The following is a 21758-nucleotide window of genomic DNA, read 5'->3' as shown; positions in this document are numbered from 1 at the left end:
AGTGCGGGGCTCGAGAGGGGGAGGGGGTGGGACGGGCGGAAGAGCTTCAGAAGAGGTGCTCGATGCCGTCGGTCGACTCGGTCGTGGACGCGAATCGGCTCCAGGCGTAGGTCAGGGCGTCGCCGTCGCGGTGACCGAGGTCGGTGACGCGGCCGAGGACCAGGGTGTGATCGCCGCCGTCGTACGTACGCCAGGGCTCGCACTCCACCCAGGCGAGCGGGTCGGCCAGCCGGGGAACCCGCGCGCCTTCTGCCCAGCGGGGCTCCGCGGTGCTCTGTGCCCCCGCGAACAGCCGGGCCAACTGCTCCTGTTCGGCACCGAGGATGTTCACGCAGAAGGGCCCGTCGGTCAGCTGGTCGTGGCAGCGGGCCCGGCGGGCGACGCTGACCAGGACCAGCGGCGGTTCGGCGGACACGGACGTGAAGGAGTTCATGGTGGCGCCCCGCGGACCGCTGTCGGTCGAGTACGACACCACCGTGACGCCGGTGGCGAAACGGGACATGCAGGCACGCAGCGCGCCGGGACTGGGGGGAGCGAGTGCTTCGGGCATACGAGGTTCCTTGCGCATCGGGACGCACGGCCGGGAGGAGACCTGTCCCCTGGCAGACCCAGGGGACGAAACAGAACAGCTCCTACTCAGGGCATGTAGTCAATGCTTTGATTAATTGGGGACCGTACCCCCGTCGACATCTCTGGGGAAGCCCTCGGGCGAAGGTTTTCTACGTTTCGGAAACCTGGACGGTGAGTGCCGACGCGTCCCGCTTCCCGACCTAGACTCCGGCTGTGACCCAGGAACCGGAACCGCTGGATGCCGACCACCTGCACTTCTGGTCGTTCATCGACCACGCCGTCGACCGGGCCTCGCGGGAACTCCCCGGCATCGACCCGCTCGCCATGCGGCTGGTGCTCACCCTCCACCGCGCGGCCAACATGCTCGTCTACGACCTCGAATCCGCCGTACACCGGCCTCGCGGCTGGTCCTGGCCGGGCTTCCGAGTGCTGTTCGCCATCTGGCTGTCGGGCCCGGTCGAGGCGAAGAAGGTCGCGGAGCTGTCCGGCATGAGCCGAGCCGCCGTGTCGGCGCTGGTGAACACGCTGGAACGGGACGGCCTGGTGAGCAAGGAGCGCGCCTCCTACGACGGGCGCGCGGTACAGCTCGGCCTCACCGAGGCCGGTCTGCATGCGATCACCACCGCCTTCCAGGCGCACAACGCACGCGAACAGGAGTGGGCGGGCGCCCTCAGTGAGGACGAGCAGCAGACCCTCATCGAGTTGCTCGGCAAGCTGACCGCGCACTCCGCGCACTTCGACGTACGGCATCGGACCTGAGGGCTTCCCCCAGGGCAAAGAGCCAATGGCGGGCGTCCTACCTGGCGGACGGCGACTGTGACGTACTCGTACCTCTTCATGAAGGCCAGCGCGACCAGCTCCGCGCAGACCCGTGAAGCCATGGCCCGCCTCGAGCAAGGACGCACCAAGGCCGGCGAGGTCGTCATGCGCGTGACATGACCGCGCCCGACCTGCCGCCCCCGGGCGCCCGGCCGGCACGCCGAGCACCGGAAACCATCGAGGCCCGCACGCGTTGTTCGATCCCGAGATCACCAAGCAGCTGAAAGAGTTGGTCGATCGCGCAGACCGCGATCCGGACATCCGCGCGGTCGTCTTCACCGGTACGCATCCTGACCGCTTCTTGAGCCATAACCGCCTCGATGTCCCGATCCTGAAGGGTTTCGGCATGCCGGAGGCCAGTGGGGTGGCCACCTTCGACTACCGGGACCGTCCCCGCAACCAGGGCTCGGCCGGCCTGCCCCTCTGGGTGCCCACGTCCGAAGTGGTGCGCGAGGACGGCACCGAGGCCGTCGTCGACGAATGCGGCCGGTGATGCGAGGACCGGCGGTTGCGGTCTCGGTCACCTGCTCGTCGTCCGCTCGTGGTCTTTCCCGTACCGCGCCCAACGTTTTCGGATCCTTTGCTGGATCGCCGGACGTGACCACTTGCAATCGACCGACGATCCCCATATGGTCGTACGAACGTAAGCCATACGAACGTAAGGCAAATCGAGGGAGTACGTGATGGCGGCAACTCGGCCGGTGGCGCTCGTGACAGGAGCCTCATCAGGCATCGGCAGGGAGACGGCCCGCGCCCTCGTGGCAGCGGGTTTCGAAGTAATCGGAACCGGCCGGAGAACCTCGGGACTCACCCCGCCCGCCGGGGTGACGTACCTCGACCTTGACGTGGCGAGCGATGAATCCGCCACCGCCGTGGTCGAGCAGGCGATCGACCGGTTCGGGCGGATCGACGTCCTGGTCAACAACGCCGGTATCGGCTCAGCCGGTGCCGTCGAGGAGAACTCCGTCGCCCAGGCCCAGAGCGTCTTCGACATCAACGTCTTCGGTGTCATGCGTATGACGAAGGCGGTCCTGCCGCACATGCGCGCCCAGGGAGGGGGACGCATCATCAACGTCTCGTCCGTCCTCGGGCTCATCCCCCAGCCCTTCATGGCCCTTTACGTCTCGGCGAAGCACGCGATCGAGGGCTTCTCCGAGTCCCTGGACCACGAGGTCCGCGAGCACGGCGTCCGGGTCCTCCTCGTCGAGCCCGGCTACACCAAGACCAGCTTCGACACCAACGCCGCGCAACCCGACACCCCGCTGCCGCTGTACGCGGAGCGACGGCGCGTCTTCGACGAGATGATCGCGGATGCGATGAAGGAGGGCGACGACCCCGCCGTCGTCGCCAAGGTGATCGTCACGGCAGCCACCGACAAGAAGCCGAAGCTGCGCTACACCGCCGGCCCCCTCGCCTCACGCATCAGCGCGGCGCGCCGCCTCGTCCCCACCGGGACGTTCGACAAACAGGTCCGCAAGACCAACCGGATGCCCACCTGACACCCCCATCCGGATCAAAAGGTGCCGACGCCATCCCGGTCCGGCTCCAAGGGCGGCGGTTCCGCCCGAATTTCTCCGGTGTGCCCGACATCACCGGCTCCCCTGACGACATGATCCGGGGCCGGGTCGCGACCGGCCCCGACGGTATTGCTTCCGGACGGCGGCGGTCCGGGGCGTTGCGCTTGTCGGCGAGTGCCTCGCTCAACGCGGACTTCGTGATCAGGTTCGGCAGCACTTGACCGTTGGCCGGGGTCAGATCGTCGGCCCGGATGCGACAACGTCCAGGGTGTTCAGGCGAGTCCGCGTTTGAGGATCTTGCCGGTGGACGTCAGGGGCAGTTCGTCGACGAACTGGACGACGCGCGGGTACTTGTACGCGGCGAGCCGCTCCTTCGCCCAGGCGGCGAGCTCCTCCTCGGTCGTGCCGCTCCCGGCCTTCTTCACCACGACGGCCTTGACCTCCTGGCCGTGGGACTCGTGCGGTACGCCGATGACGGCGACCAGTGAGACGGCGGGGTGTTCCATGAGCACTTCCTCGACCTCGCGCGGGTAGACGTTGAAGCCACCCCGGATGATCATGTCTTTGGACCGGTCGACGATGTAGTAGAAGCCGTCCTCGTCCCTGCGGGCGAGGTCACCGGAGCGGAACCAGCCCTCATGGATCGCCTCGGCCGTCGCCTCGGGCCGTTTGTAGTAGCCCTTCATGACGTTGTGGCCCTTGATCGCGATCTCCCCGATCTCGTCGGTACCGTCCTCGATGTCGGCCCAGTCGTCACGGATGAGCTTCATCTCCACGCCCGGGATCGGCACGCCGATCGAGCCGACGCGGGGCTCCTCCCCGAAGCGGGAGAAGGAGGCGATCGGAGAGGTCTCGGACAGTCCGTATCCCTCGAGGATCGTGACGCCGAAGCGGTCCTTGAACTGCTTGTGGATCTCGCCGGGCAGCGCTGAGCCACCGGCCGCCGCAACGCGAAGATTCGCGGCAAGGCGGGCGACGTCGACCGTGTCGTCCAGTGCGGCGAGAAGACCCCAGTACATCGTCGGGACGCCGGCGAAGAACGTCACGTCATGGTCGAGCATGAGACGCAGGGCTGAGCGCGCATCGAACCTCGGCTGCATCACGATCGTGCCCCCGAAGGCGAGAGCGCCGTTCTGGATCACGGTCTGACCGAAGGCATGGAACAGCGGCAACGCGCACAGGTATGTGTCGGGGCGCTCGGGATCCGCGGCGAACAGGTCGATGCCGGCAAGCGCGTTGTCGTACACGTTGCGGTGACGCAGCTCGGCGCCCTTGGGCCGGCCCGTCGTGCCAGAGGTATAGAGGACCACCGCCGTGTCGTCCTCGTCGCGCTCGACCGTCTGGAACGTCACCGGCTGCTCGGCGACGACCGCGGTGTACGACTCCGGCGTCCCGTCCCCGGCCCACGGAGCGCCACCGCCCTCGATCAGGAAGAACTCGCCACAGCCTTCGGCCGCCTGGAATCCCTCCCATGCCGCCTGTCCGATCGGCAGCTCCGCCGTGCCCTCGAACGCGAAGTACGCCTTCGCGTCGGAGTCGGTGAGGTGGTAGGCGACCTCGCGCGCCTTCAAGCGCACGTTCAGCGGCACGACCGCCGCCCCGGCCTTGAGAATGCCGAAGTAGATGCTGGTGAAGTGGGGCAGGTTGGGGCAGGACAGTGCGACCTTGTCACCCGGCTGAACGCCGCGCGAGACGAGCAGGTTCGCGACCCGGTTGGCCGCGGCGTCGAGAGCTCTGTATGTGATGAGTTCGTCACCGAAGACGATTGCGGCGCGCTCCGGGTACCGGGACGCGGAATCCGTCAGTACGCGTGACACGTTGCGGGTCGGTCTGTGCATCGTCGTTCTCCTGGTTCTCGAGGTGGCGGTCACGTCTGGACGAAGTCCCGAGGCGGGCACGAAGCCGTCGGCTTCCCGGCCCAGCAGCGCGGCGAACTCGATGGTGGTGAGATCACCCCCGCTCAGGCCATGCCTGCAGACCGATAGGCAGTCCGGTCCTGCCTCTGCGCGTGCGGCTCTTGCGCCTGCCGGACCGGAACCGCTCGGTCAGATCTTCGTCTTCTCCCGGACCCACGCGCCGATCTGTGCGATGGCGGCGTCGGTCTCCGGAATGCGGCCGGCGCCGTAGACGTACGAGTGCTGGCCGCCGGGGACCACGACGGTCGCCGTGTCGATTCCGGCGTCCTTGACGCGGGCGGCGAACTCCTCGTCCTCACCGGCCAGGACCTCGTACGTTCCCCAGGAGACGAGGGTCGGGGGAAGACCACTCAGGTCCGCCCGGTTCAGGTTGATCCGGGTGTCCGTGAACTCGATGCCCGTGCCGCCGATCCAGGACTCCCGGAAGAACTCCAGCAGACCCTTGCTGAGAATCTTGTCCGTCCCGGCGTTGGCCTCGATGGTCTCGTTGGCGATCTCGAGGTCGCACCAGGGGGAGATCGACACGATGGCGCCGGGCAGCGGCTGCTTCTTGTCGCGGAGGCGAAGCGCCAGGGCGACGGCGATGAACCCGCCGATGGAGTGGCCGATCGTGATGATGTTCCCCGGCTCGTACCCTTCGGAGAGCAGCCAGTTGAAGGCCGCCTCCGCGTCGTCCACCTGGGCCGGGTACTTGTGTTCCGGTGCCCGCCGGAAGTCCAGGACCAGTACGGGTGCCCCTGCGGCCTTGGCGATATGTCCGGCGAGCTTCCGGTCGACGAACGCCGACGACAGAACGGAGCCCCCGGCGTGACCGTGCAGGAGGACGTAGTCGGTGTCGGCATCGACCGGTTCGCACCAGATTCCCAGAACGCCACCCGCGTCCACCTCCCGATAGGTGACGCCTTCCGGCTCCCGGGCCTTGAGATGGACGCCCTCCGACACGATGCGCATCGCATCCAACTCGGACTCGGGAACCGCCAGTCCGGCGAAGAAGTCCGCGAACTCGGTCGCTTCCGGGCTCAGTTCAACTGCAGTGTGATCAGCCACGTGGCACCTCCATGGGGCCATTAGGGACATACCGGCCCGCCAGGACCGGTACGGCCGGGGATTGTCAGGCAGTGCGGGTGGGGTAGCCGGTTGCGTCGCCGGCGTAGAAGGTGGCGGGGTCGGGGGTGTTCAGCGGCGCGCCGGTGCGTACACGCTCGACCGTCGGGGTTGGCGAGGGACATCGAGCCCACGGTGACGACGTCGGCCAGGCCGTTTTCGATGTCCTTGACGCGGGTGGGTATGTCCGTGCCGGCCCGGTTGAGGAGCAGTGTGTTCGGCTGACGGTCCACGCGAGGTCGTTGCCGAGGATCAGCGGCCACTCGTCGGGCAGGACTTGCTGGAACTCACCTGCGCGGGCCTTTTCGCCCAGCGAGCTGAGCCCGGCGGCCTCCACCCGCACGAGCCCGTCGTGGGAGCACGACGGGCTCGTGCGAGTGGAGCTGCCGATCCGCAGCCGCGCGCGCTGCCGACCCCGAAACTGCCGGACCAACCGGCCTACCAGCGGATCATGGCGCTGCTCGCCGCGGCCGACGCGCGGCCGCTGCGGGGCGGTAGGTGTGAGAGGCGATGGACATGGATCGCGCCCAGCGACATCAACAACACCCGCCTGAAACTCAAACGGCTGACCGAGCGCGGAATCCCGGTCGAGACGAGCAGGGCCTCTTCACCCAGCCGCGGCCATAGCCGCCCGGCGACGCTGCGGCCGGCCCGCCTGCCCCTTGCGAAAGGGTGAAACAGACATCAACTCACGTCACCCTCTCAGGACTGCAACTGGGCGAAGAGCGTCGCCAGGTCGATGAGGCCCCAGTGCTCGGCGAGCTTCCCGTCGGCCACCTTGAACATGCGGAGCTCCAGCACCTTGATCGATCGGCCGGTGGCGGGAGTGCCGTTGAAGGGCCCGGTGTTCGTGCCGGTGAGGATGAAGCTGATCGCGAACCAATCGTCCTCGGCGACGACACGGACCGGCGTGGCAGCGAAGTCGGGGACCGCGTCGAGGAACGACGCCAGCACCGCGCGGGTCTCCTCGACGCCGGTGGTGGTTCCGTCCGCGGCGTAGGAGCGGAAGTCTGGCGCGTACAGGTCGAACAGGGCGTCGAGGTCACGCAGGTTGACGCGCCTGACGTACTCATCCGCAAGCCGGTGCAAGTCGGCGGTGGACCTTTGGGTTTCGACGTTCGAGGAAGACATGTGTTTCTCCATATGGATGGACGGAGCGGCTCCGCCCCTGTGACGGACCGTGGAATCAAATCGAACAGGCGGGAGGATGACCCACATTTAACTTATGACCATAATGCTATTGGGGATCATCTGTGCGTACCGGCCCGCCAGGACCGGTAGCGCCGGGGTTTGTCAGGCGGTGTGGGCCGGGTTCATCAGGCGGAGAGGGCGGGGTAATCGGTGTAGCCGGCCTCGTCGCCGCCGTAGAAGGTGGCGGGGTCGGGGGTGTTCAGGGGCGCGCCGGTGCGTACGCGCTCGACCAGGTCGGGGTTGGCGAGTGCCATCACGCCGACGGTGACGATGTCGGCCACGCCGTCTTCGACGTCCTTCGCGCGCGTGGCGATGTCGGTGCCGGCCCGGTTGAGGACCAGGGTGTTCGGCCACAGCTTGCGGAGGGTGTGCAGGAGTTCGTCGTCGCCGCCGTGGCCGATGTGCAGGTAGGCGAGGTCGAGCGGGGCGAGGGCGCGCACGAGTGCCGGGTACAGCTCGGGGGTGTCGCTCTCCGCGATGTCGTTGAACGGGTTGCCGGGAGAGATCCGGAACCCGGTGCGGCCGGCGCCGATCTCGTCCGCCACCGCGGTGGCGACCTCCACCGCGAAGCGGATGCGGTTGTCGATGGAGCCGCCGTACTGGTCGGTGCGCTGGTTGGTGTTGGTGGCGAGGAACTGATGCACGAGGTAGCCGTTGGCGCCGTGGATCTCGACGCCGTCGGCGCCGGCCGCGATGGCGGCCGCCGCGGCGCGCCGGAAGTCGTCGACCGTGGCGGCGACTTCCTCGGTGGACAGCTCGCGCGGTACCGGCATCTCCTGAGGGCCGGACGGGGTGAACATTTCGCCTGCCGGCTGGACCGGGGAGGGGGCGACCGGCTGCCGGTGGTGGGGGGTGTTGTCGGGGTGGGACATCCGTCCGGCGTGCATGAGCTGGATGACGATGCGTCCGTCGGCCTTGTGTACGGCGTCGGTGACCTTGCGCCACCCGGCGATGTGCTCCTCGGAGTAGATGCCGGGGGTGAGCAGGTAGCCCTGTCCGTCGGCGTTGGGCTGGGTGCCCTCGGTGATGATGAGGGCGTGCGAGGCGCGCTGGGCGTAGTACTCGGCGTTCAACTCGGTGGGTATGCCTTCCGGGGTGGACCGGTCCCGCGTCATGGGGGCCATCGCAAGCCGGTGCGGCAGGGAGATCTCCCCGGCGACGATCGGGTTCCACAGGGCGTTCAACATGGATGTTTCCTCAAAAGACAGAGTGACAGAGACTTGCGGGATGGCGGGCCGGATGGGCCTGGTGCCCTTCCACCGTGGAAGGGCAGACCGCTCGGAGGGGCAGTCGACGGTGCGGAGGAGCTTGCCGCGCTCATGACCGCCGCCAATGGAGGGCTGGGCCCCGGCTGTCCGTCCAGGAGGGAGGACGCCGAGTGCGTCGGTCTTCACCCACGCCCCGGGACGCATCGGTCGTGCGCGGCACCAGCCGCACCGTGGAAAAAGGACTCCCGCACCGGAGTCGGAGCGGCGGTCAGCCGCGGTAGCGATCGGCGGGGACCCTCAGCGACAGGTTCGGGACGAGCGTCTGACGCGCCTTCTCGAACGACTCCCAGTCGCTGATCTGGGGCAGCGACGGGATGGTGACGGGCTCCCCCGCGTCGAGGCCGGCGAGCGCCGCGTCGACCACGTCGTCCGCGCTCATGATCCACTCATCGGGAAACGCCCCGAGGTCGGCGCCGGAGCCGTCCCAGAACTCCGTGCGGACAGCGCCCGGCAGCACGGCCTGCACCACGACGGGGCTCTCGGCGAGCTCCTGCTGCAGGGCCTGGGTGAAGGTCAGCACGTAGCTCTTGGTGCCGCTGTAGACGGCGCTGACGGGCAGGATGTTGAGAGCCAGTGCAGAGGAGATGTTCACCACGGTGCCGTGCCCGCGGGCCGTCAGACCCGGCAGGACCGCGGTGGTCAGCCTGGTCAGCGAGGTCACGTTGAGGTTGATCAGCGCCTCGGAAGCCGCGGCGTCGGAGGTCGCCAGCGGCGTGAACAGCCCCCCGCCGGCGTTGTTGATCAGTACCTCGATGCTCTCGTCGGTGCGCAGACGCTCCTCGACCACGGAGATCTGCGCAGCATCGGTGAGGTCGGCGGTGACGACGTCCACCGCGCGGCCCGTGCGGCTGCGGATGTCCGACGCAAGCGTCTCCAGCCGCGCAGCGTTGCGGGCCACCAGGATCAGGTCGTAGCCCCGGTCGGCAAGCCGTTGCGCGTAGGCGGCACCCAGGCCGGCGGACGCGCCGGTGACGACAGCGCTCTTGTTCTGCGTGGTCATGGGGGGATCTCATTTCTGGGCTGGCGGATGAGTAGAGGGGCCAGAGCCTCGGCCCTGCTTTAGATTACGGTAGCTATCTAAAGTGCTCCGGTCAACTGCCCGCGACCTCGCCGGCCACCGCCCGCGACCGGAGACTGCAGCGGACCCACAGGCTCCCCGCCTGGCGGCAGCGAGAAAGAGCCGTACGGGAAGAGGGCGTCGCGACCGGCCGCCCGGCACTTCGCGTACGATAGATGCACTTAACTATCTAACGTGGGCAGGTGAGTGATGAGTCGGGTTTCGCAGGCACAAGCGCTCGAGAACCGCAGGCGCGCGGTCGCCGCGGCCTCTCAGCTCTTCCGGGAGCGCGGCGTGAACGGCATCAGCGTCGCCGACCTGATGAAGTCCATCGGGCTGACCACGGGCGGCTTCTACAAGCAGTTCCCCTCCAAGGAGGCCCTGATCGCCGAGGCGGCTCAAGCCGCTTTCGGGGACCTGGACGTACTCCTGGCTTCGTTCGACACGGACCACGGCGATCACGACACCGCGCGCGGTGCCCTCGTCGACTTCTATCTGTCGGCCGAGCATCGTGACCAACCCGGCACCGGTTGTCCCACCGCGGGATTCGCAGGCGACATGGCTCGCGAGCCCCTAGCCGGGGAGGTGCGCGAGACGTACGCAGGGGGAGTCCAGGAATTCGCCGCGTGGATGTCCACCGACGCCAACGACGGCCTCCCCATGGTGGCCACACTGGTCGGCGCGATCCTGCTCGCCCGGGCCACGGCGGGCACAGAACTGTCGGAGAAGATCCTGGAATCGACCCACAAAGCCCTGACTGCATCACAGGGCCTCGAACCGGAATCCTGAGACGGGCCATTCGACTGCGGCAACGCCACGGGCGAGCGGACCTGAGCGCCCCACACTTCCTGGACCGCTCTCCCGCCCGCAACCGCCGCCGACGCTCCATGTCCCGCTGCGGCAACCGCACCGAGGTCCGCCCCCACCAAGCCCGCGGCCAGGCGGAGCGGCCACACCCCGACGGCCTGAACCCACCGGCGGACTGAGCCACCACGAACACCTGGCGCAACCGCGCACAGCTCACTCGGCGGGCCTCATGCGAAATGCGGGGCCGGGGCGCTCCCGATGTCCTGCGCCTGCACGGCGTGGCCCCGTTTGCAGCGGATCTGGGCGTCGACGCGCGCGCCGCAGAGGTACCCGAGCCCACCGTCGGGGACCGCGACGTCCTGGTCAGAGTGAGCGCCGCCAGTATCAACCCGCTGGACAAAATGGTCCGCAACGGGGAGTTCAAGCAGCTCCTGAAATACAAGCGTCCGTTCGTGCTCGGCCACGACGTGGCCGGCGTCGTGACGCGGGTCGGATCCGCCGTACACGGCCTCGAAGTCGGCGACGAGGTCTACGCCCGTCCACGCGACCTGCGGATCGGCGGCTTCGCGGAGTTCATCGCGATCGACATGGACGATGTCGCGCCCAAACCGGCCTCCCTCACCCTCCACGAGGCAGCCGCGGTGCCGCTGGTGGCCCTGGCCGCCTGGCAGATTCTCGTCGACCGTGCCCACGTGAAGCCGGGACACAAGGTGCTCATCCACGCCGGTGCCGGCGGCCTCGGCTCGACAGTCATCCAACTCGCCAAGCACCTGGGCGCCACAGTGGCGACGACCACGAACACCGACACCGAGAAGCTGGTCAGGAGCCTCGGCGCCGACATCGTCGTCGACTACACCAAGGAAGACTTCTCCAAAGTGCTGTCCGGCTACGACCTGGTGCTGGACTCCCTGGGCGGAGCGAACCTCGAGAAGTCGCTGACCGTGCTGAAGCCCGGCGGCCTGGCCATCAGCGTCGTCGGCCCGCCGGACGCCGGCTTCGCCAAGCAGCTCGGCGCCCCCTCCTTCCTGGGCCTGGTCATGAACACCCTCAGCCGCAAGATCCGCAAGCAGGCGAAGGCGCTCGGCGTGCGCTACCAGTTCTTCTTCATGCAGGCCAACGGCTCCCAGCTGCGCAAACTCGGCGCCCTCTACGACAGCGGGAAGCTCCGCCCGATCATCGACAGCACCTTCCCGTTCGACCAGACGCTCGAGGCGATGGCGCACGTCGAGCAAGGCCGCACCAAGGCCGGCAAGGTCGTGGTCTCCATGGGGCCCGACAACGACTGAGACCGGACCGGCCACAGACCCTCCGTCCAGCGCAGTCACCGGAGGGGCGACGACCCGTCGGCGATCCCATGGCGCCTACGGTCGCGTAGAGCCGCCGCTGTAGGCGTCTCGGTGTCACCGGCGCGCCATATGGCTCGCGACACAGCGCGCCACGCGGCTCTACACCGGCCCGAGCCGTGGTCAGGCTCCCGCACCCCGTTGCGTGTCTGGAGTGTGATCATGGCGGGCGGCCCCCTCGCCTGCGTGAGCCCGCCCAGGCAGAGAGACGAGGATCTCCCCGGTCGGGCGAGACGCACCGACGGCTCGCACGCCGGCCCCGCCCCCACCCGCCGCATCGCCCACGACCAGCCCCTTACTCCGGTACGCCGGGCAATGTCCTGCCCACGGCGGACATGCTCAGGACGGCAGCGTCCGTCCACCAAGCGACGCACCTTGCCAGTGGGGAGTGCGGTCCTTGTCGACCAGGGCCGCACGGACGCCCTCCAGGAAGTCCGGCGTGCGGATGGTCGTGCGCGTGAGGGCGAGTTCGTCGTTGAGGCACTCGCGCAATGTGTGCTGCCTGCCCCGGGCCAGCAGGGCGTGAGTGATCTCCAGACTCTGCGGCGAGGCGGACTCCAAGGCGGCCAGCGCGTCTGCCGCCCAGGGGGTGTCGAGGTGGCGCAGGCGTTTCTCGATCTCGCCGAGGGTGGGCGCGCCGAACGCCCGGTCCACGTTCCCGCGAACCTCTGCCAGCCTGCTGCCCGCCACCGGGGAACGGCCGGCCAGGCGGTTCAGGACCACGTCCACCGGGTCGCCGGGGGTGTCGGCCAGCGCATCGCCGACCGCCTCGAGCCCGTCCGCGGGGACGAAGTGCGTGGCCAGCCCCGTGTACAGCGCGTCGGCCGCGTCGAGCCGGTGCCCGGTCAGTCCCAGGTACATGCCGATCGCGCCGGGCAGCCTCGGCAGAAAGTAGCTGGCCCCGACGTCCGGGAAGAACCCGATCCCGGTCTCGGGCATCGCCAGCACCGCGCGCTCGGTGACGACGCGGAAGCTGCCGTGGACGGACAGGCCGAGACCGCCGCCCATGCACAGGCCGTCGATGAGCGACACGACCGGCACGGGATATTCGGCGATCCGGGCGTTGAGCCGGTACTCGGAGGCGAAGAACCGCTCACTGGCCTCGGCATCCCCGGCGAGGCTGTACTCGCGGATCGTACGGATGTCTCCGCCGGCACAGAAGGCCTTCGTGCTGGTACTGGCGATCAGCACAGCGGACAGCGACAGGTCCTCCCACGCGGCGAGCACACGGTCGATGGCGACGACCATGCCTGTCGTCAGGGCGTTGAGCGCCTGGGGCCGGTTCAAAAGGATCCGGCCGACGCCCCGGTGGACGTCGACGACAATCTCGGCCGCAGCGGTGTCAGTCATGGGTCAGCACCTCGTAAGCCGCGCGGACCTGGCTGTCGTGGCCATCACGTTCCTCACTCGCCGGGTGTCAGGCGTAGATCTGCGCGTAGAGATCCTGGATCTCGTCCACGGTGGGTACGACGGGGTTGTTGGCGGGGGATCCGGACGCGAGCGCCTGCTCGGCCATGAGGGGCAACAGGCGGAACCAATCGTCCTTGTCGATGCCGTGGGCTCTTGGGGTGGGCACCTCAAGATCCTGGCACAGGGCTCGGAGCGCCTCCACGAGCCTATCGGCGGCCGAGGCGTCACTGTCGCCGTCGGTGGCGGCTCCGAGGGCGCGGGCGCAGTCGGCGTACCGGCTCTCGGCGGCGGGCACGGAGAACGCTGTCACCGCGGGGAAGAGCATCGCGTTCGACAGACCGTGGGCAACGTGGAAGTGAGCACCGATCGGACGGCTCATGCCGTGCACCAGCGCCACGCTGGAGTTGGAGAAGGCGATGCCGGCCTGGGTCGCGGCGAGCATCATCGCCTCGCGCGCCACGAGGTCTGCCCCGTCGGCGTAGACGCGGCGGAGGTGCTGGCCGATGGTCCGGATCGCGTTCAGGGCAAGGCCGTCGGAGAACGGATTGGCCCTGCGGCTCACGTACGCCTCGACGGCATGGGTGAGCGCGTCGACACCGGTGTCGGCGGTCAGCCGGGCGGGCATCGACAGGGTCAGTTCGAAGTCGACGACGGCGGCGACGGGCAGGAACGCCGGCCCCGGACAGAGCATCTTCTCGTCCGTGGCGCTGTCGGTGATGATGGTGAACTGGGTGGCCTCCGAGCCGCTGCCTGCGGTCGTCGGGACCGCGATCACCGGAAGCGCCGGACCGAGGTTGGTGTGCGGCGCCTTGTAGTCCCGCATCCGGCCGCCTTGGACGCCCAGCAGGCCGAGGGCCTTGGCGGTGTCCATCGGGCTGCCGCCGCCGAACCCGATCACCGAGTCCGCCCCGTGTTCCCGCAGCACGGCCAGGCCCGCCTCGAGCGAGTCGGTCGTCGGATCCGGGACGGTACCGGCGAACAGACACGGTTGCAGCCCGGCGTCCCTCAGCGCCGACATCAGGCGTTCCGCCACACCGGTCCCGGCAAGGAACGCGTCCGTCACCAGCAAGGGGCGGCGCAGGCCCAACCCTGCGACGACGTCACCCAGTTCGCCGACGGCGCCGCCGCCGACGCGCAGGATCCGCGGGAGGGAAAGGCTGGCAACCATGGCGGCCCTTTCGGCAAGAAGCGGAGCATGTCGCGCCCACTGCCCCGACTGTGCGGCCCCGCACCGTGTGCAAACAACTACCAATGACGCACACCCACTGTGCGCAATTGCAGATACGGTTCGGGCCGTGCGCCCCCATTTCCCGGACGAGAACGCTGCCCCGCAGCCGGCCGACCCCCATCGCTCCGTCGATCCGCGCAGACTGCGCGCGGACGATCTGCGTTATCTGCTCGCGCTGTCCCGTACCGGACGCCTGGTGACAGCCGCCGACGCGCTCGGCGTGGATCACACCACCGTGTCACGCCGTGTCGCCGCATTGGAGAAGAGCATCGGCCTGCGCCTCATCGAGCGCGGCCCGGAGGGATGGACGCTGACGGACATCGGGAGAGCGGTCTCGGAGCACGCGCGTTCGATCGAGGAGGCCGTCGACCGCGTCGCCGACACCGTGGCGGGTCAGGACTCGCCGTCCCTGCACGGTACGGTGCGCGTCAGCGCACCCGACGGCTTCGGTACCGCCTTCGCCACACCCGCCCTCGTACGGGTACGCCGCCGGCACCCCCGCCTCCAGGTCGAGCTCATCACCGCGACACGGCAGCTCGCTCTGCGCCCGTCCGGTTTCGATCTCGCTCTCGTCATCGGCGTTCCCTCCAGCAGCCGCCTGGTGACCGAGCACCTCACCGACTACACGCTGGGGCTCTACGCCTGCGACGACTACCTGTCCAAGTACGGCCGGCCGGAGACGGTGGCCGAGCTGCGCGAGCACCCGCTCATCTTCTACATCGAGTCGATGCTGCAGGTCGGCGACCTCGACATCGAACGCCACCTCCCCGGAATGACTGCGGCCTTCTCCTCGACGAACGTCTTCGCCCAGCTCGAAGCCACCCGGCAGGGCGCCGGCATCGGCGTCCTGCCGGCCTTCATGACCCAGCGGACGCAACTGCGCCGACTCCTCGCCGACGAGATCGACATCCGGCTCCCCATCACCCTGGCCGTCCGCCGCGAGGCCGTGACACACCCCGCCGTGCGCGCCCTATGGGCTGCTCTACAGCATGAGGTCGCCGAACGGGCCGACGAGCTGATGCCGGAGTGAACGCCAACGTGATTCCGGTGCGGTGAACTCCCGCCGATCGAACCACAGGCCGCCAGTCCGCGACCGTACGGGTTCGGGGTCATTGATCGCTTACCGAGGGACTGGCGGGGGTCTGGTGTTGTCGTCGGCGCGGGGGGGGGGCGACGTCTGCCTCCGCCGCCCCCTCATGAGCGTGCTGCGGGGGCGGCCCCGCAGCCTTGGACGGCATGATGTCCGGTCCCGGCCAGACAGCGGCGGCTGTCGCCGTCAGCAGACCAAGGCAAAGCCGGCCTTGTGGAGAAGGCGATCGGCCAACTCCGCCGAGTGGGGCCTCCGCGATTCGCGCTGTCGCGGAACGGACGGTCGTGTCCGCCACCTTATCTCTACGAGGACCCGGACTTCCGCGCTCTCGTCCAGCGGCCGTCGCCGACAGCAAAGGCGGCGCAACCGGCGGGCGGGGAAGAGACATACAGGCGATGTGGGAGCCGAAGGCGCCGCCGCGGTCAGGATCAGAGCCATGACGCAGCCGAAGACCAGCCTGATGATCGCCCGGCCCTGAGGCTGGGCCACGCTTCAGCGAGGCAGCAGGACGTCGACCTGCCTCCGGATGTCCTGCACGATCTCCTCGACGCTCAGGGCGATGTTCACGCTCGCCGCCGTGCTGAGGAACATCACGGCGGACACGATGTGTGCCAACGTCGCGGCGTCGCCCTCCGTGACCCGCTCGTCTCGGCGCAGCACGGCGGCGATGGCCTCCTCGGCCTGCGCGACGATGGCGAGTGCCGCGCTGTGCCGGGGCTCCTCGGGGTCGCCGAAGACCATCTCTCGCAGGTAAGTGCGTCCGTTGTCGATCTGGGTGCGGTTGCACTCCACGATCGGCCGGACGATCGCCATCACCGCGTCCAGCACGCCCGGGATGACCTCGGCGTCCGCCCGGCCCTGCTCAAGTGCTTCGGCGTACTTGGCGTTCTGCACAAGCAGGAGGAGTTCACCCTTGGTCTTGGCATAAAGGAACAGGGTCCCGGTGCCGATGTCGGCCTTGTCGGCGATCTGCTGGGTCGTGACCTCATCGACGCCGTGTTCGGCGAACAGCTCAGTGGCGGCAGCGACAATGCGGTCGAATTTCTCCTGCTTGTTCCGCTCGCGCCGTCCGACCGACTGGGAGGCGACAGACATGGCGGTGTCCTCCAGGAATAGATTCTGACTGCAATCAGTTATGATTGTAGTCAGTACTGTGGGGGCTCGAATGTGGCTCCGCTCATTCTCCCACGGCAGGGCGAGGAGTCATTGCTCCGTCCGTGCACAGCCACGCACTTCACATCCCCTTGGAAAGAAGGAACACCCATGCCCTCCCTCGATGGAGCAGTCGTCCTCGTCACCGGCGCCAATGGCGGCATCGGCACCCACTTCGTCCACGACGCCCTGGCTCGCGGCGCCGCCAAGGTCTACGCCACCGCCCGTTCCCCCCGCGTCTGGGACGATGAACGCATCGTCCCCCTGCCCCTGGACGTCACCGACCCCGCGTCGATCGACGCGGCCGTCGCCGCCGCGGCGGACGTCACCGTGCTCGTCAACAACGCGGGCGCCATCCCGCCGAGCGCGAGTCTGCTGGACGTCACCGAAGCGGACATCCGGGCAAACATGGAGACGAACTTCTTCGGACCGGTCTTCCTTGCCCGCGCCTTCGCACCGATCCTCGCCGGCAAGCAGGGGTCAGTCCTCATCGACGTGCACTCCGTTGCCAGCTGGTACGCCTTCGGCGGCATATACAGCGCGTCCAAGGCCGCACTGTGGTCGGCCACCAACGCGCTGCGCATTGAGCTCGCACCCATGGGCATCCATGTGACGGGTGTGCACATGGGCTACGTCGACACCCGTATGGCCGCGCACGCTGACGGACCCAAGATGCTGCCGACGCAGCTGGTGAACACGGTCTACGACGCGGTCGAGGCCGGCGAGTACGAGGTCTTGGCCGACGAGTTGACCCAGGGGGTCAAGGCGGCTCTGAGCGGGCCGGTTGAGGCGCTTTACCCGGGCCTGCACAGCACGAACGCCTGAGCTTGTTCTCCGGTCCCGACATGATCTCTTCACGCCGGCCCCCGTGATCCATGACGTTCGAACGATTGGCCGGCGTCGAGGAGGCGTGCACCGTCGCGGCCGTCGAGCCGCCGATGATATCGGCGGTCGCCCCGGCAGCAGCCCGATCAGCAGTGCGGCACCACCGTGATGACAGACCGTCGCGGCTGTCGGGCCACGGACTCAGGCGGTGTCAGGGGCCGCGAGTTCGGCCCGGTCGGTGTCGGTGAACTCGGTCAGGCCGTGCTCGCGAGCACTTCGTCGAGCATCTCCCGGTGTAGTTCGTCCAGCGACCGCCAGGGCACTTCCCCGAACGCCACCCGCAGCAGTGTCGGCGGGTACCGGCTGCGCCACGCGGCGGTGAGTCCCAGCCAATCGGCCTGTACCCCGACGCGTGTGCCGACGCGCTTGCATTCGCCCGCGATGCTGGTGCGCCGGTCGACCACGGTGCCGAAGGCGTCGAACACCACCGCGTCCACAGCGGCGCCGATCCGTCGGCCGTCTTCGGTGGTGACGGGGCTTCGCGCCGCGCCATTGCTCTTCTCCCTCATCGGGCACGGATACGACGACGAACCAGGTGGGCCCCGCGACAAACGAGCACCGCCGCGGCATCTGCTGCGTCGGTGTTCGTTTCGTGATGGGGTGTCAGAGTTGCTGGTTGGCGATGCCGATGTACTGCCCCAGGCGGTACTCGAAGTCGATGCCGGCCTTCTCGACGACGGCCTGCGTGCCGGCGGCGCGGGTGAGGAACCCGGGGAGGGTGAGGGAGTGGGCGAACTCGCCGTAGGCGGCGATCAGGTCCGCGTCCGGGGGCAGGGATGCCCGGTTGATCTGGGCTTTGGCCGAGGCGAGTGAGGTGCGGTCGAAGGAGGCGAGCCGGCCGACGAGCGTGTCGACGAAGGCGTCGAGTTCGCTGTCGGGGAGGGCGCGGGTGATCCAGCCCCAGCGTTCGGCGGTGGCGGCGTCGTAGTCGTCGCTGGTGAGGATGGCTTCCAGGGCGCGGTCGCGTCCGATGGCCCGCGGGAGGCGTTCGGTGCCGCCACCGCCGGGGAGCAGTCCGCTGCCGACCTCCGGCTGCCCGAAGATTGCCTTCTCCCGGCTGGCGTACCGCAGATCGAGGGCAAGGGCGAGCTCGTTCCCACCGCCGCGGGTTCGTCCGCGGATGGCCGCGATGGTGATGTAGGGCGCTTTGGAAAGTTTCAGGACCAGATCCGTCCATACCGGCACCGCGTTCTCGTCCTCGGGGGCGGGGAAGTCGGCGGCGGCGGCCAGGTCGAAGTGGTTGTAGAAGAAGTCGGGGGTGGCGCTGTCGAACACCACGACCTGGATGTCCGGGTCAGTGGCCAGTTCCTCGACGATCTCGGTGAGGCGCAGGACGGTCTCGCCGACGATGAGGTTGACGGGCGGGTTGGCGAAGGTGATCTTCGCGACCTGGGGTGAGGTGCGCTCGTAGCGGATGGTGCTTTGCTCGCTCATGGTCCGGCTCCGGATGTGTGAGGGATATCGGATGGCGACGGGGCGTCAGTGGGGCGGGGACGCCTGGGGCGGATGGGGTACCGAGCAGGTCCGGCGGTCTTGCTCCCGGCCGTTGCCGCTCACTCCTGGTAGTGCGGGAGGATGTCGCCGTTCTTGACGTAGGTGAGGGCGGCGGTGACGTCGTAGGCGTGGATCGCGGAGACCAGCGGTGCCAGCTGGTCGGACAGGCCGTGGATCACGTTGCCGGTGAAGAAGGCGTCCCGTGCTGCGGTGTCGGTGAACCCGAGGATGAGGGAGGCGTGGAAGTGCTGGTCGTGGGGGTTGTCGTGGGCGACGTTCGGGGTGTCCCAGAGCTTTTCGATCCAGGGCAGAAACGTCTGCGTGCGCAGCTCCTTCAGCACTCCGGTGCCGGCGAGTGCGGGGACGAGCTGCTTCTTGACGAATTTCCGGAACTCACCCGCGCCGGCCCCGTCTCTGCGGCGCAGGTAGACCAGGACGCGGGCACCGACCTTCTCTCCCGGGCCTGCGACGTCATACCAGCGGGATGAGTTCGGCGGGCCTGCGTAGAGCAGGGTGCGGCGGAACACGTTGATCTCGTCCTGGTAGGCCAGCTTCGTCTGCTGGCGCCCCTGCGAGGGCGCAAGCGCCGACTTGAAGGTGACTTCCGCGACGCCGTCGATCTTCCGGTCGACGGGGATCGAGGTCTCCACTCCGCCGGTCGCCGGCCACCGGCCGGGGTTGTGCTCGGCGAGGTGGATCTGGCGGTACTCCTCCAGGCCCGGGGTGGCGGAGATGATCCCCGAGTGCGGGCCCTTCCAGTAGTCCATGCCGGTCTGGCGGGGCTGGTCGGTGCGCACCCACAACAGGATCGAGGAGGTGAAGTGCTTCTTCACGTCCAGTTGTACGGCGGCCGGTGGCATGCTCATGGTGTTGCCTTTCTCTTGGTCACATGGTCAGGCGGTGGTCATCGGGCGAGGAACTCGACCGCGAGCGGGGCGAACTCCTCGTGGTACTGGAAGATGCCGCCGTGACCGGAGTCGGGGTAGATGATCAACTCGCTGTCCTTGATGCGCCGGTGCAGGTCCTCGGAGAGGATCGAGGGGACCATGCGGTCGTTGTCGCCGTTGGCGATCAGCGTGGGATGGGTGATCTTCGACAGGTCGTCGGGGGCGGAGCGCCCCCACTTCTGGATCGCCTTCAGCTGCGTCCGGAACGCCTTGACCTTGATCTCCGCGTCGCGGTCGACGGTGCGCTCCTTGAGCCGGTTGACGAACGCGCGCGCGGCGGCCTTGCCGACGGAGTCGCGGTTGAAGAACAGGAACTCCTTGGGATCCGACCGGGTCAAGGTGGCGCGCAGCGTGTCCCAGTACGTGGTGGCGACCACCTTTTCGATGTCCTTGCCGCCCTTGGGCCCGGTGCCGGTGAGGACGAGTTTGCGGACGAGCTCGGGGTGCTTCACCACCAAGGCCTGGGCGACGAAGCCGCCGAGGGAGAAGGAGAAGATGTCGATCTTGTCGAACCCGAGCGCCTTGATGAAGGTGTAGGCGTCGTCGGCCATCGCCTCGACGCTGTCCGGCACCTGGCCGGTGGATGCCCCGACACCGCGGTTGTCGAAGGCGATGACGTGACGGCCCTTCGCGACGGGGTCGATGATGCGCGGGTCCCAGTTGTCCAGGGTCGCGGCGAGGTGGACGAAGAAGACGACAGGGATGCCGCCCTTGGGCCCCAGCTCGCGGTAGGCGTAGGTGACACCGCCGGCGGTGATGGTGCGGGCCGGGGCATTCGCGTAGGAGGTGATGACGGCTTCGTTCGGGGTGTCGGTGCTGCTCATGACGGATTCTCCTGGTCTGTTTTGTGTCGCCCGTCGCGGTTGCGGCGGGTCAGCCGTTGCCAATGACGGCCTTGCCGCGGATGCCACCCTGGGACAGGGACTGCAGCGCCTGCGGGGTCTGGTCGAAGCCGACCACCTTTCCCACGACCGGGCGCACCACGCCCTGGTCGATGAGGGTGGTGATCTGGCGGAGCTGGTCGCCGCTGGCGCGCATGAGAAGGAACTCATACGTCACGCCGAGCTTCTTCGCCTGCTTGCGAATCTTGCGGCTCAGGCCTGCGACCGCCAGGCGCAGCAGCGGGTTCAGGCCGGCCTCGCGCGCGAAAGCGGGCTCCGGGGGACCGGCGATCCCGATGGCTTTGCCGCCGGGCTTGAGCACCCGCAGGGACTTCTCGAGAGTCTCCCCACCGAGGCTGTCCAACACCAGGTCGTAGCCGGTCAGGAGCTGCTCGAAGTCCTGGGTGCGGTAATCGATCACCGTGTCCGCGCCGAGCGCGCGCACGAAGTGCGCGTTGGAACCGCTGGCGGTCGTGGCGACGCTCGCACCGAGGTGTGCGGCGAGCTGGATCGCGATCGAACCGACCCCGCCGGCGCCGGCGTGGATGAGAACCTTCTGCCCGGGCCGCACCTTCCCGCGCTCCACCAGCGCCTGCCACGCTGTGAGCGCCACCAGCGGCAGCGAGCCCGCCTCTTCCATGCTGATCGAAGCGGGCTTGAGCGCCAGGTCGCTTTCCGCGACGGCGATGCGCTCGGCGAACGTGCCGATGCGGCCCTGGTCGGGCCGGCCGTAGACCTCGTCTCCGAGCTGGAAGCCGCGAACCGCCTTCCCGACGCCGATGACGGTGCCCGCGACGTCGTTGCCCAGGATCAGCGGCAGCTTGTAGGGCAGGATCTGCTTGAACTCACCGGCGCGGATCTTCTCATCCAGCGGGTTCAGCCCGGCGGCCTCCACCCGCACAAGCACGTCATGCTCCCCCACGGTGGGCTCGGGGACGTCCGCCTCCTGCAGCGGCTCCTTGTACTTGGTGACGACGAACGCTCTCATGAGGCGTCACTCCTTGCCTTAGTCCAATTTATCCAGGTCTGAGACCAGGTCGGCCAATTCAGCGCGACACCCGAGGTCTCGCCTCACTCAA

Annotated in this window: 24 protein-coding genes; 10 read left to right on the top strand and 14 right to left on the bottom strand. The window is 68.4% G+C overall.

Annotated elements, in window-relative coordinates; all coding sequences use genetic code 11:
* Positions 1–46: 46 nt before the first annotated feature.
* Positions 47–550, bottom strand: a complete 504-nt coding sequence (locus JIX56_RS46650) for a flavin reductase family protein (RefSeq protein WP_257550438.1) — start codon at positions 548–550, stop codon at positions 47–49.
* A gap of 233 nt (positions 551–783) precedes the next feature.
* Between JIX56_RS46650 and JIX56_RS46645 the strand changes: the two genes are divergently transcribed.
* The 4 genes from JIX56_RS46645 to JIX56_RS46630 all read left to right on the top strand — a co-directional run bounded on the left by JIX56_RS46645 (position 784) and on the right by JIX56_RS46630 (position 2888).
* Positions 784–1329, top strand: a complete 546-nt coding sequence (locus JIX56_RS46645) for a MarR family winged helix-turn-helix transcriptional regulator (RefSeq protein WP_257550437.1) — start codon at positions 784–786, stop codon at positions 1327–1329.
* A 57-nt stretch (positions 1330–1386) separates the two neighbouring features.
* Positions 1387–1509: a hypothetical protein gene (locus JIX56_RS46640; protein WP_257550436.1), complete on the top strand. Its 123-nt coding sequence runs from the start codon at positions 1387–1389 to the stop codon at positions 1507–1509.
* A 73-nt stretch (positions 1510–1582) separates the two neighbouring features.
* Positions 1583–1882 carry a hypothetical protein gene (locus tag JIX56_RS46635; RefSeq protein WP_257550435.1) on the top strand — a complete coding sequence of 100 codons (300 nt, stop codon included), beginning with the start codon at positions 1583–1585 and terminating at the stop codon, positions 1880–1882.
* 190 nt (positions 1883–2072) lie between these two features.
* Positions 2073–2888 carry an oxidoreductase gene (locus JIX56_RS46630; RefSeq protein WP_257550434.1) on the top strand — a complete coding sequence of 272 codons (816 nt, stop codon included), beginning with the start codon at positions 2073–2075 and terminating at the stop codon, positions 2886–2888.
* Positions 2889–3178: 290 nt separating this feature from the next.
* On the opposite strand, the gene JIX56_RS46625 is transcribed toward JIX56_RS46630, so the two are convergent.
* Positions 3179–4744, bottom strand: coding sequence for a long-chain-fatty-acid--CoA ligase (locus JIX56_RS46625; RefSeq protein ID WP_257550433.1), 1566 nt, complete (start codon positions 4742–4744; stop codon positions 3179–3181).
* A gap of 207 nt (positions 4745–4951) precedes the next feature.
* On the bottom strand, positions 4952–5869 hold the full coding sequence (locus JIX56_RS46620) for an alpha/beta hydrolase (protein WP_257550432.1): 918 nt from the start codon (positions 5867–5869) through the stop codon (positions 4952–4954).
* Between the two features lie 508 nt (positions 5870–6377).
* Here JIX56_RS46620 and JIX56_RS46615 point away from each other — a divergent pair.
* Complete coding sequence (locus tag JIX56_RS46615) at positions 6378–6602, top strand: hypothetical protein (RefSeq protein ID WP_257550431.1); 225 nt, start codon at positions 6378–6380, stop codon at positions 6600–6602.
* A 26-nt stretch (positions 6603–6628) separates the two neighbouring features.
* Here the strand turns inward: JIX56_RS46615 and JIX56_RS46610 are convergent, their stop codons facing one another.
* The 3 genes from JIX56_RS46610 to JIX56_RS46600 form a co-directional block, all read right to left on the bottom strand.
* Positions 6629–7057, bottom strand: coding sequence for an ester cyclase (locus JIX56_RS46610; RefSeq protein WP_257550430.1), 429 nt, complete (start codon positions 7055–7057; stop codon positions 6629–6631).
* Between the two features lie 185 nt (positions 7058–7242).
* Positions 7243–8304, bottom strand: a complete 1062-nt coding sequence (locus JIX56_RS46605; protein ID WP_257550429.1) for an alkene reductase — start codon at positions 8302–8304, stop codon at positions 7243–7245.
* A 289-nt stretch (positions 8305–8593) separates the two neighbouring features.
* Entirely contained in the window at positions 8594–9385 is a 792-nt protein-coding gene (locus JIX56_RS46600) for an SDR family NAD(P)-dependent oxidoreductase (RefSeq protein ID WP_257550427.1), read from the bottom strand.
* A 267-nt stretch (positions 9386–9652) separates the two neighbouring features.
* Between JIX56_RS46600 and JIX56_RS46595 the strand changes: the two genes are divergently transcribed.
* From JIX56_RS46595 to JIX56_RS46585, 3 genes are all read left to right on the top strand, one after another.
* Positions 9653–10231, top strand: a complete 579-nt coding sequence (locus JIX56_RS46595) for a TetR/AcrR family transcriptional regulator (RefSeq protein ID WP_257550426.1) — start codon at positions 9653–9655, stop codon at positions 10229–10231.
* Positions 10180–10428, top strand: a complete 249-nt coding sequence (locus JIX56_RS46590; protein WP_257551519.1) for a CGNR zinc finger domain-containing protein — start codon at positions 10180–10182, stop codon at positions 10426–10428. The genes JIX56_RS46595 and JIX56_RS46590 overlap by 52 nt, the downstream gene beginning before the upstream one ends.
* Before the next feature lie 99 nt (positions 10429–10527).
* A complete protein-coding gene (locus JIX56_RS46585) occupies positions 10528–11535 on the top strand; it encodes an NADP-dependent oxidoreductase (protein WP_257550425.1) in 1008 nt (335 codons plus the stop codon).
* 396 nt (positions 11536–11931) lie between these two features.
* Here JIX56_RS46585 and JIX56_RS46580 read toward each other — a convergent pair whose 3' ends face one another.
* Entirely contained in the window at positions 11932–12942 is a 1011-nt protein-coding gene (locus tag JIX56_RS46580) for an enoyl-CoA hydratase/isomerase family protein (RefSeq protein WP_257550424.1), read from the bottom strand.
* A 67-nt stretch (positions 12943–13009) separates the two neighbouring features.
* Positions 13010–14170, bottom strand: a complete 1161-nt coding sequence (locus JIX56_RS46575) for an iron-containing alcohol dehydrogenase (RefSeq protein WP_257550422.1) — start codon at positions 14168–14170, stop codon at positions 13010–13012.
* 127 nt (positions 14171–14297) lie between these two features.
* Between JIX56_RS46575 and JIX56_RS46570 the strand changes: the two genes are divergently transcribed.
* Positions 14298–15260, top strand: coding sequence for a LysR family transcriptional regulator (locus JIX56_RS46570; protein WP_257550420.1), 963 nt, complete (start codon positions 14298–14300; stop codon positions 15258–15260).
* A 552-nt stretch (positions 15261–15812) separates the two neighbouring features.
* Here the strand turns inward: JIX56_RS46570 and JIX56_RS46565 are convergent.
* Complete coding sequence (locus JIX56_RS46565) at positions 15813–16415, bottom strand: TetR/AcrR family transcriptional regulator (protein ID WP_257550418.1); 603 nt, start codon at positions 16413–16415, stop codon at positions 15813–15815.
* 168 nt (positions 16416–16583) lie between these two features.
* On the opposite strand from JIX56_RS46565, the gene JIX56_RS46560 reads away from it, so the two are divergent.
* Positions 16584–17297, top strand: a complete 714-nt coding sequence (locus JIX56_RS46560; protein ID WP_257550416.1) for an SDR family oxidoreductase — start codon at positions 16584–16586, stop codon at positions 17295–17297.
* 254 nt (positions 17298–17551) lie between these two features.
* Here the strand turns inward: JIX56_RS46560 and JIX56_RS46555 are convergent, their stop codons facing one another.
* The 5 genes from JIX56_RS46555 to JIX56_RS46535 form a co-directional block, all read right to left on the bottom strand.
* Positions 17552–17866, bottom strand: a complete 315-nt coding sequence (locus tag JIX56_RS46555) for a hypothetical protein (protein ID WP_257550414.1) — start codon at positions 17864–17866, stop codon at positions 17552–17554.
* Between the two features lie 94 nt (positions 17867–17960).
* On the bottom strand, positions 17961–18791 hold the full coding sequence (locus JIX56_RS46550; protein ID WP_257550412.1) for an enoyl-CoA hydratase/isomerase family protein: 831 nt from the start codon (positions 18789–18791) through the stop codon (positions 17961–17963).
* A gap of 119 nt (positions 18792–18910) precedes the next feature.
* The gene (locus JIX56_RS46545) at positions 18911–19717 is read right to left on the bottom strand and encodes a strictosidine synthase (RefSeq protein ID WP_257550410.1); all 807 of its coding nucleotides are present in this window, start codon (positions 19715–19717) and stop codon (positions 18911–18913) included.
* A 38-nt stretch (positions 19718–19755) separates the two neighbouring features.
* Positions 19756–20622, bottom strand: coding sequence for an alpha/beta fold hydrolase (locus tag JIX56_RS46540; protein WP_257550409.1), 867 nt, complete (start codon positions 20620–20622; stop codon positions 19756–19758).
* Positions 20623–20671: 49 nt separating this feature from the next.
* A complete protein-coding gene (locus JIX56_RS46535) occupies positions 20672–21667 on the bottom strand; it encodes an NADP-dependent oxidoreductase (RefSeq protein ID WP_257550408.1) in 996 nt (331 codons plus the stop codon).
* Between the last annotated feature and the right edge of the window lie 91 nt (positions 21668–21758).

It is taken from the genome of Streptomyces sp. CA-210063 (genome assembly GCF_024612015.1).
GTDB lineage: Bacteria > Actinomycetota > Actinomycetes > Streptomycetales > Streptomycetaceae > Streptomyces.
Note: the sequence above shows the minus strand (reverse complement) of the source record. Positions and strands in the feature narration are given on the sequence as shown.

Excerpts from the sequence above, each read along its gene's own strand:
- JIX56_RS46650 (WP_257550438.1), bottom strand. The coding sequence starts at position 550 with ATGCCCGAAGCACTCGCTCCCCCCAGTCCCGGCGCGCTGCGTGCCTGC.
- JIX56_RS46630 (WP_257550434.1), top strand. The coding sequence starts at position 2,073 with ATGGCGGCAACTCGGCCGGTGGCGCTCGTGACAGGAGCCTCATCAGGC.
- JIX56_RS46625 (WP_257550433.1), bottom strand. The coding sequence starts at position 4,744 with ATGCACAGACCGACCCGCAACGTGTCACGCGTACTGACGGATTCCGCG.
- JIX56_RS46615 (WP_257550431.1), top strand. The coding sequence starts at position 6,378 with ATGGCGCTGCTCGCCGCGGCCGACGCGCGGCCGCTGCGGGGCGGTAGG.
- JIX56_RS46610 (WP_257550430.1), bottom strand. The coding sequence starts at position 7,057 with ATGTCTTCCTCGAACGTCGAAACCCAAAGGTCCACCGCCGACTTGCAC.
- JIX56_RS46605 (WP_257550429.1), bottom strand. The coding sequence starts at position 8,304 with ATGTTGAACGCCCTGTGGAACCCGATCGTCGCCGGGGAGATCTCCCTG.
- JIX56_RS46600 (WP_257550427.1), bottom strand. The coding sequence starts at position 9,385 with ATGACCACGCAGAACAAGAGCGCTGTCGTCACCGGCGCGTCCGCCGGC.
- JIX56_RS46595 (WP_257550426.1), top strand. The coding sequence starts at position 9,653 with ATGAGTCGGGTTTCGCAGGCACAAGCGCTCGAGAACCGCAGGCGCGCG.
- JIX56_RS46580 (WP_257550424.1), bottom strand. The coding sequence starts at position 12,942 with ATGACTGACACCGCTGCGGCCGAGATTGTCGTCGACGTCCACCGGGGC.
- JIX56_RS46575 (WP_257550422.1), bottom strand. The coding sequence starts at position 14,170 with ATGGTTGCCAGCCTTTCCCTCCCGCGGATCCTGCGCGTCGGCGGCGGC.
- JIX56_RS46565 (WP_257550418.1), bottom strand. The coding sequence starts at position 16,415 with ATGTCTGTCGCCTCCCAGTCGGTCGGACGGCGCGAGCGGAACAAGCAG.
- JIX56_RS46560 (WP_257550416.1), top strand. The coding sequence starts at position 16,584 with ATGCCCTCCCTCGATGGAGCAGTCGTCCTCGTCACCGGCGCCAATGGC.
- JIX56_RS46555 (WP_257550414.1), bottom strand. The coding sequence starts at position 17,866 with ATGAGGGAGAAGAGCAATGGCGCGGCGCGAAGCCCCGTCACCACCGAA.
- JIX56_RS46550 (WP_257550412.1), bottom strand. The coding sequence starts at position 18,791 with ATGAGCGAGCAAAGCACCATCCGCTACGAGCGCACCTCACCCCAGGTC.
- JIX56_RS46545 (WP_257550410.1), bottom strand. The coding sequence starts at position 19,717 with ATGAGCATGCCACCGGCCGCCGTACAACTGGACGTGAAGAAGCACTTC.
- JIX56_RS46540 (WP_257550409.1), bottom strand. The coding sequence starts at position 20,622 with ATGAGCAGCACCGACACCCCGAACGAAGCCGTCATCACCTCCTACGCG.
- JIX56_RS46535 (WP_257550408.1), bottom strand. The coding sequence starts at position 21,667 with ATGAGAGCGTTCGTCGTCACCAAGTACAAGGAGCCGCTGCAGGAGGCG.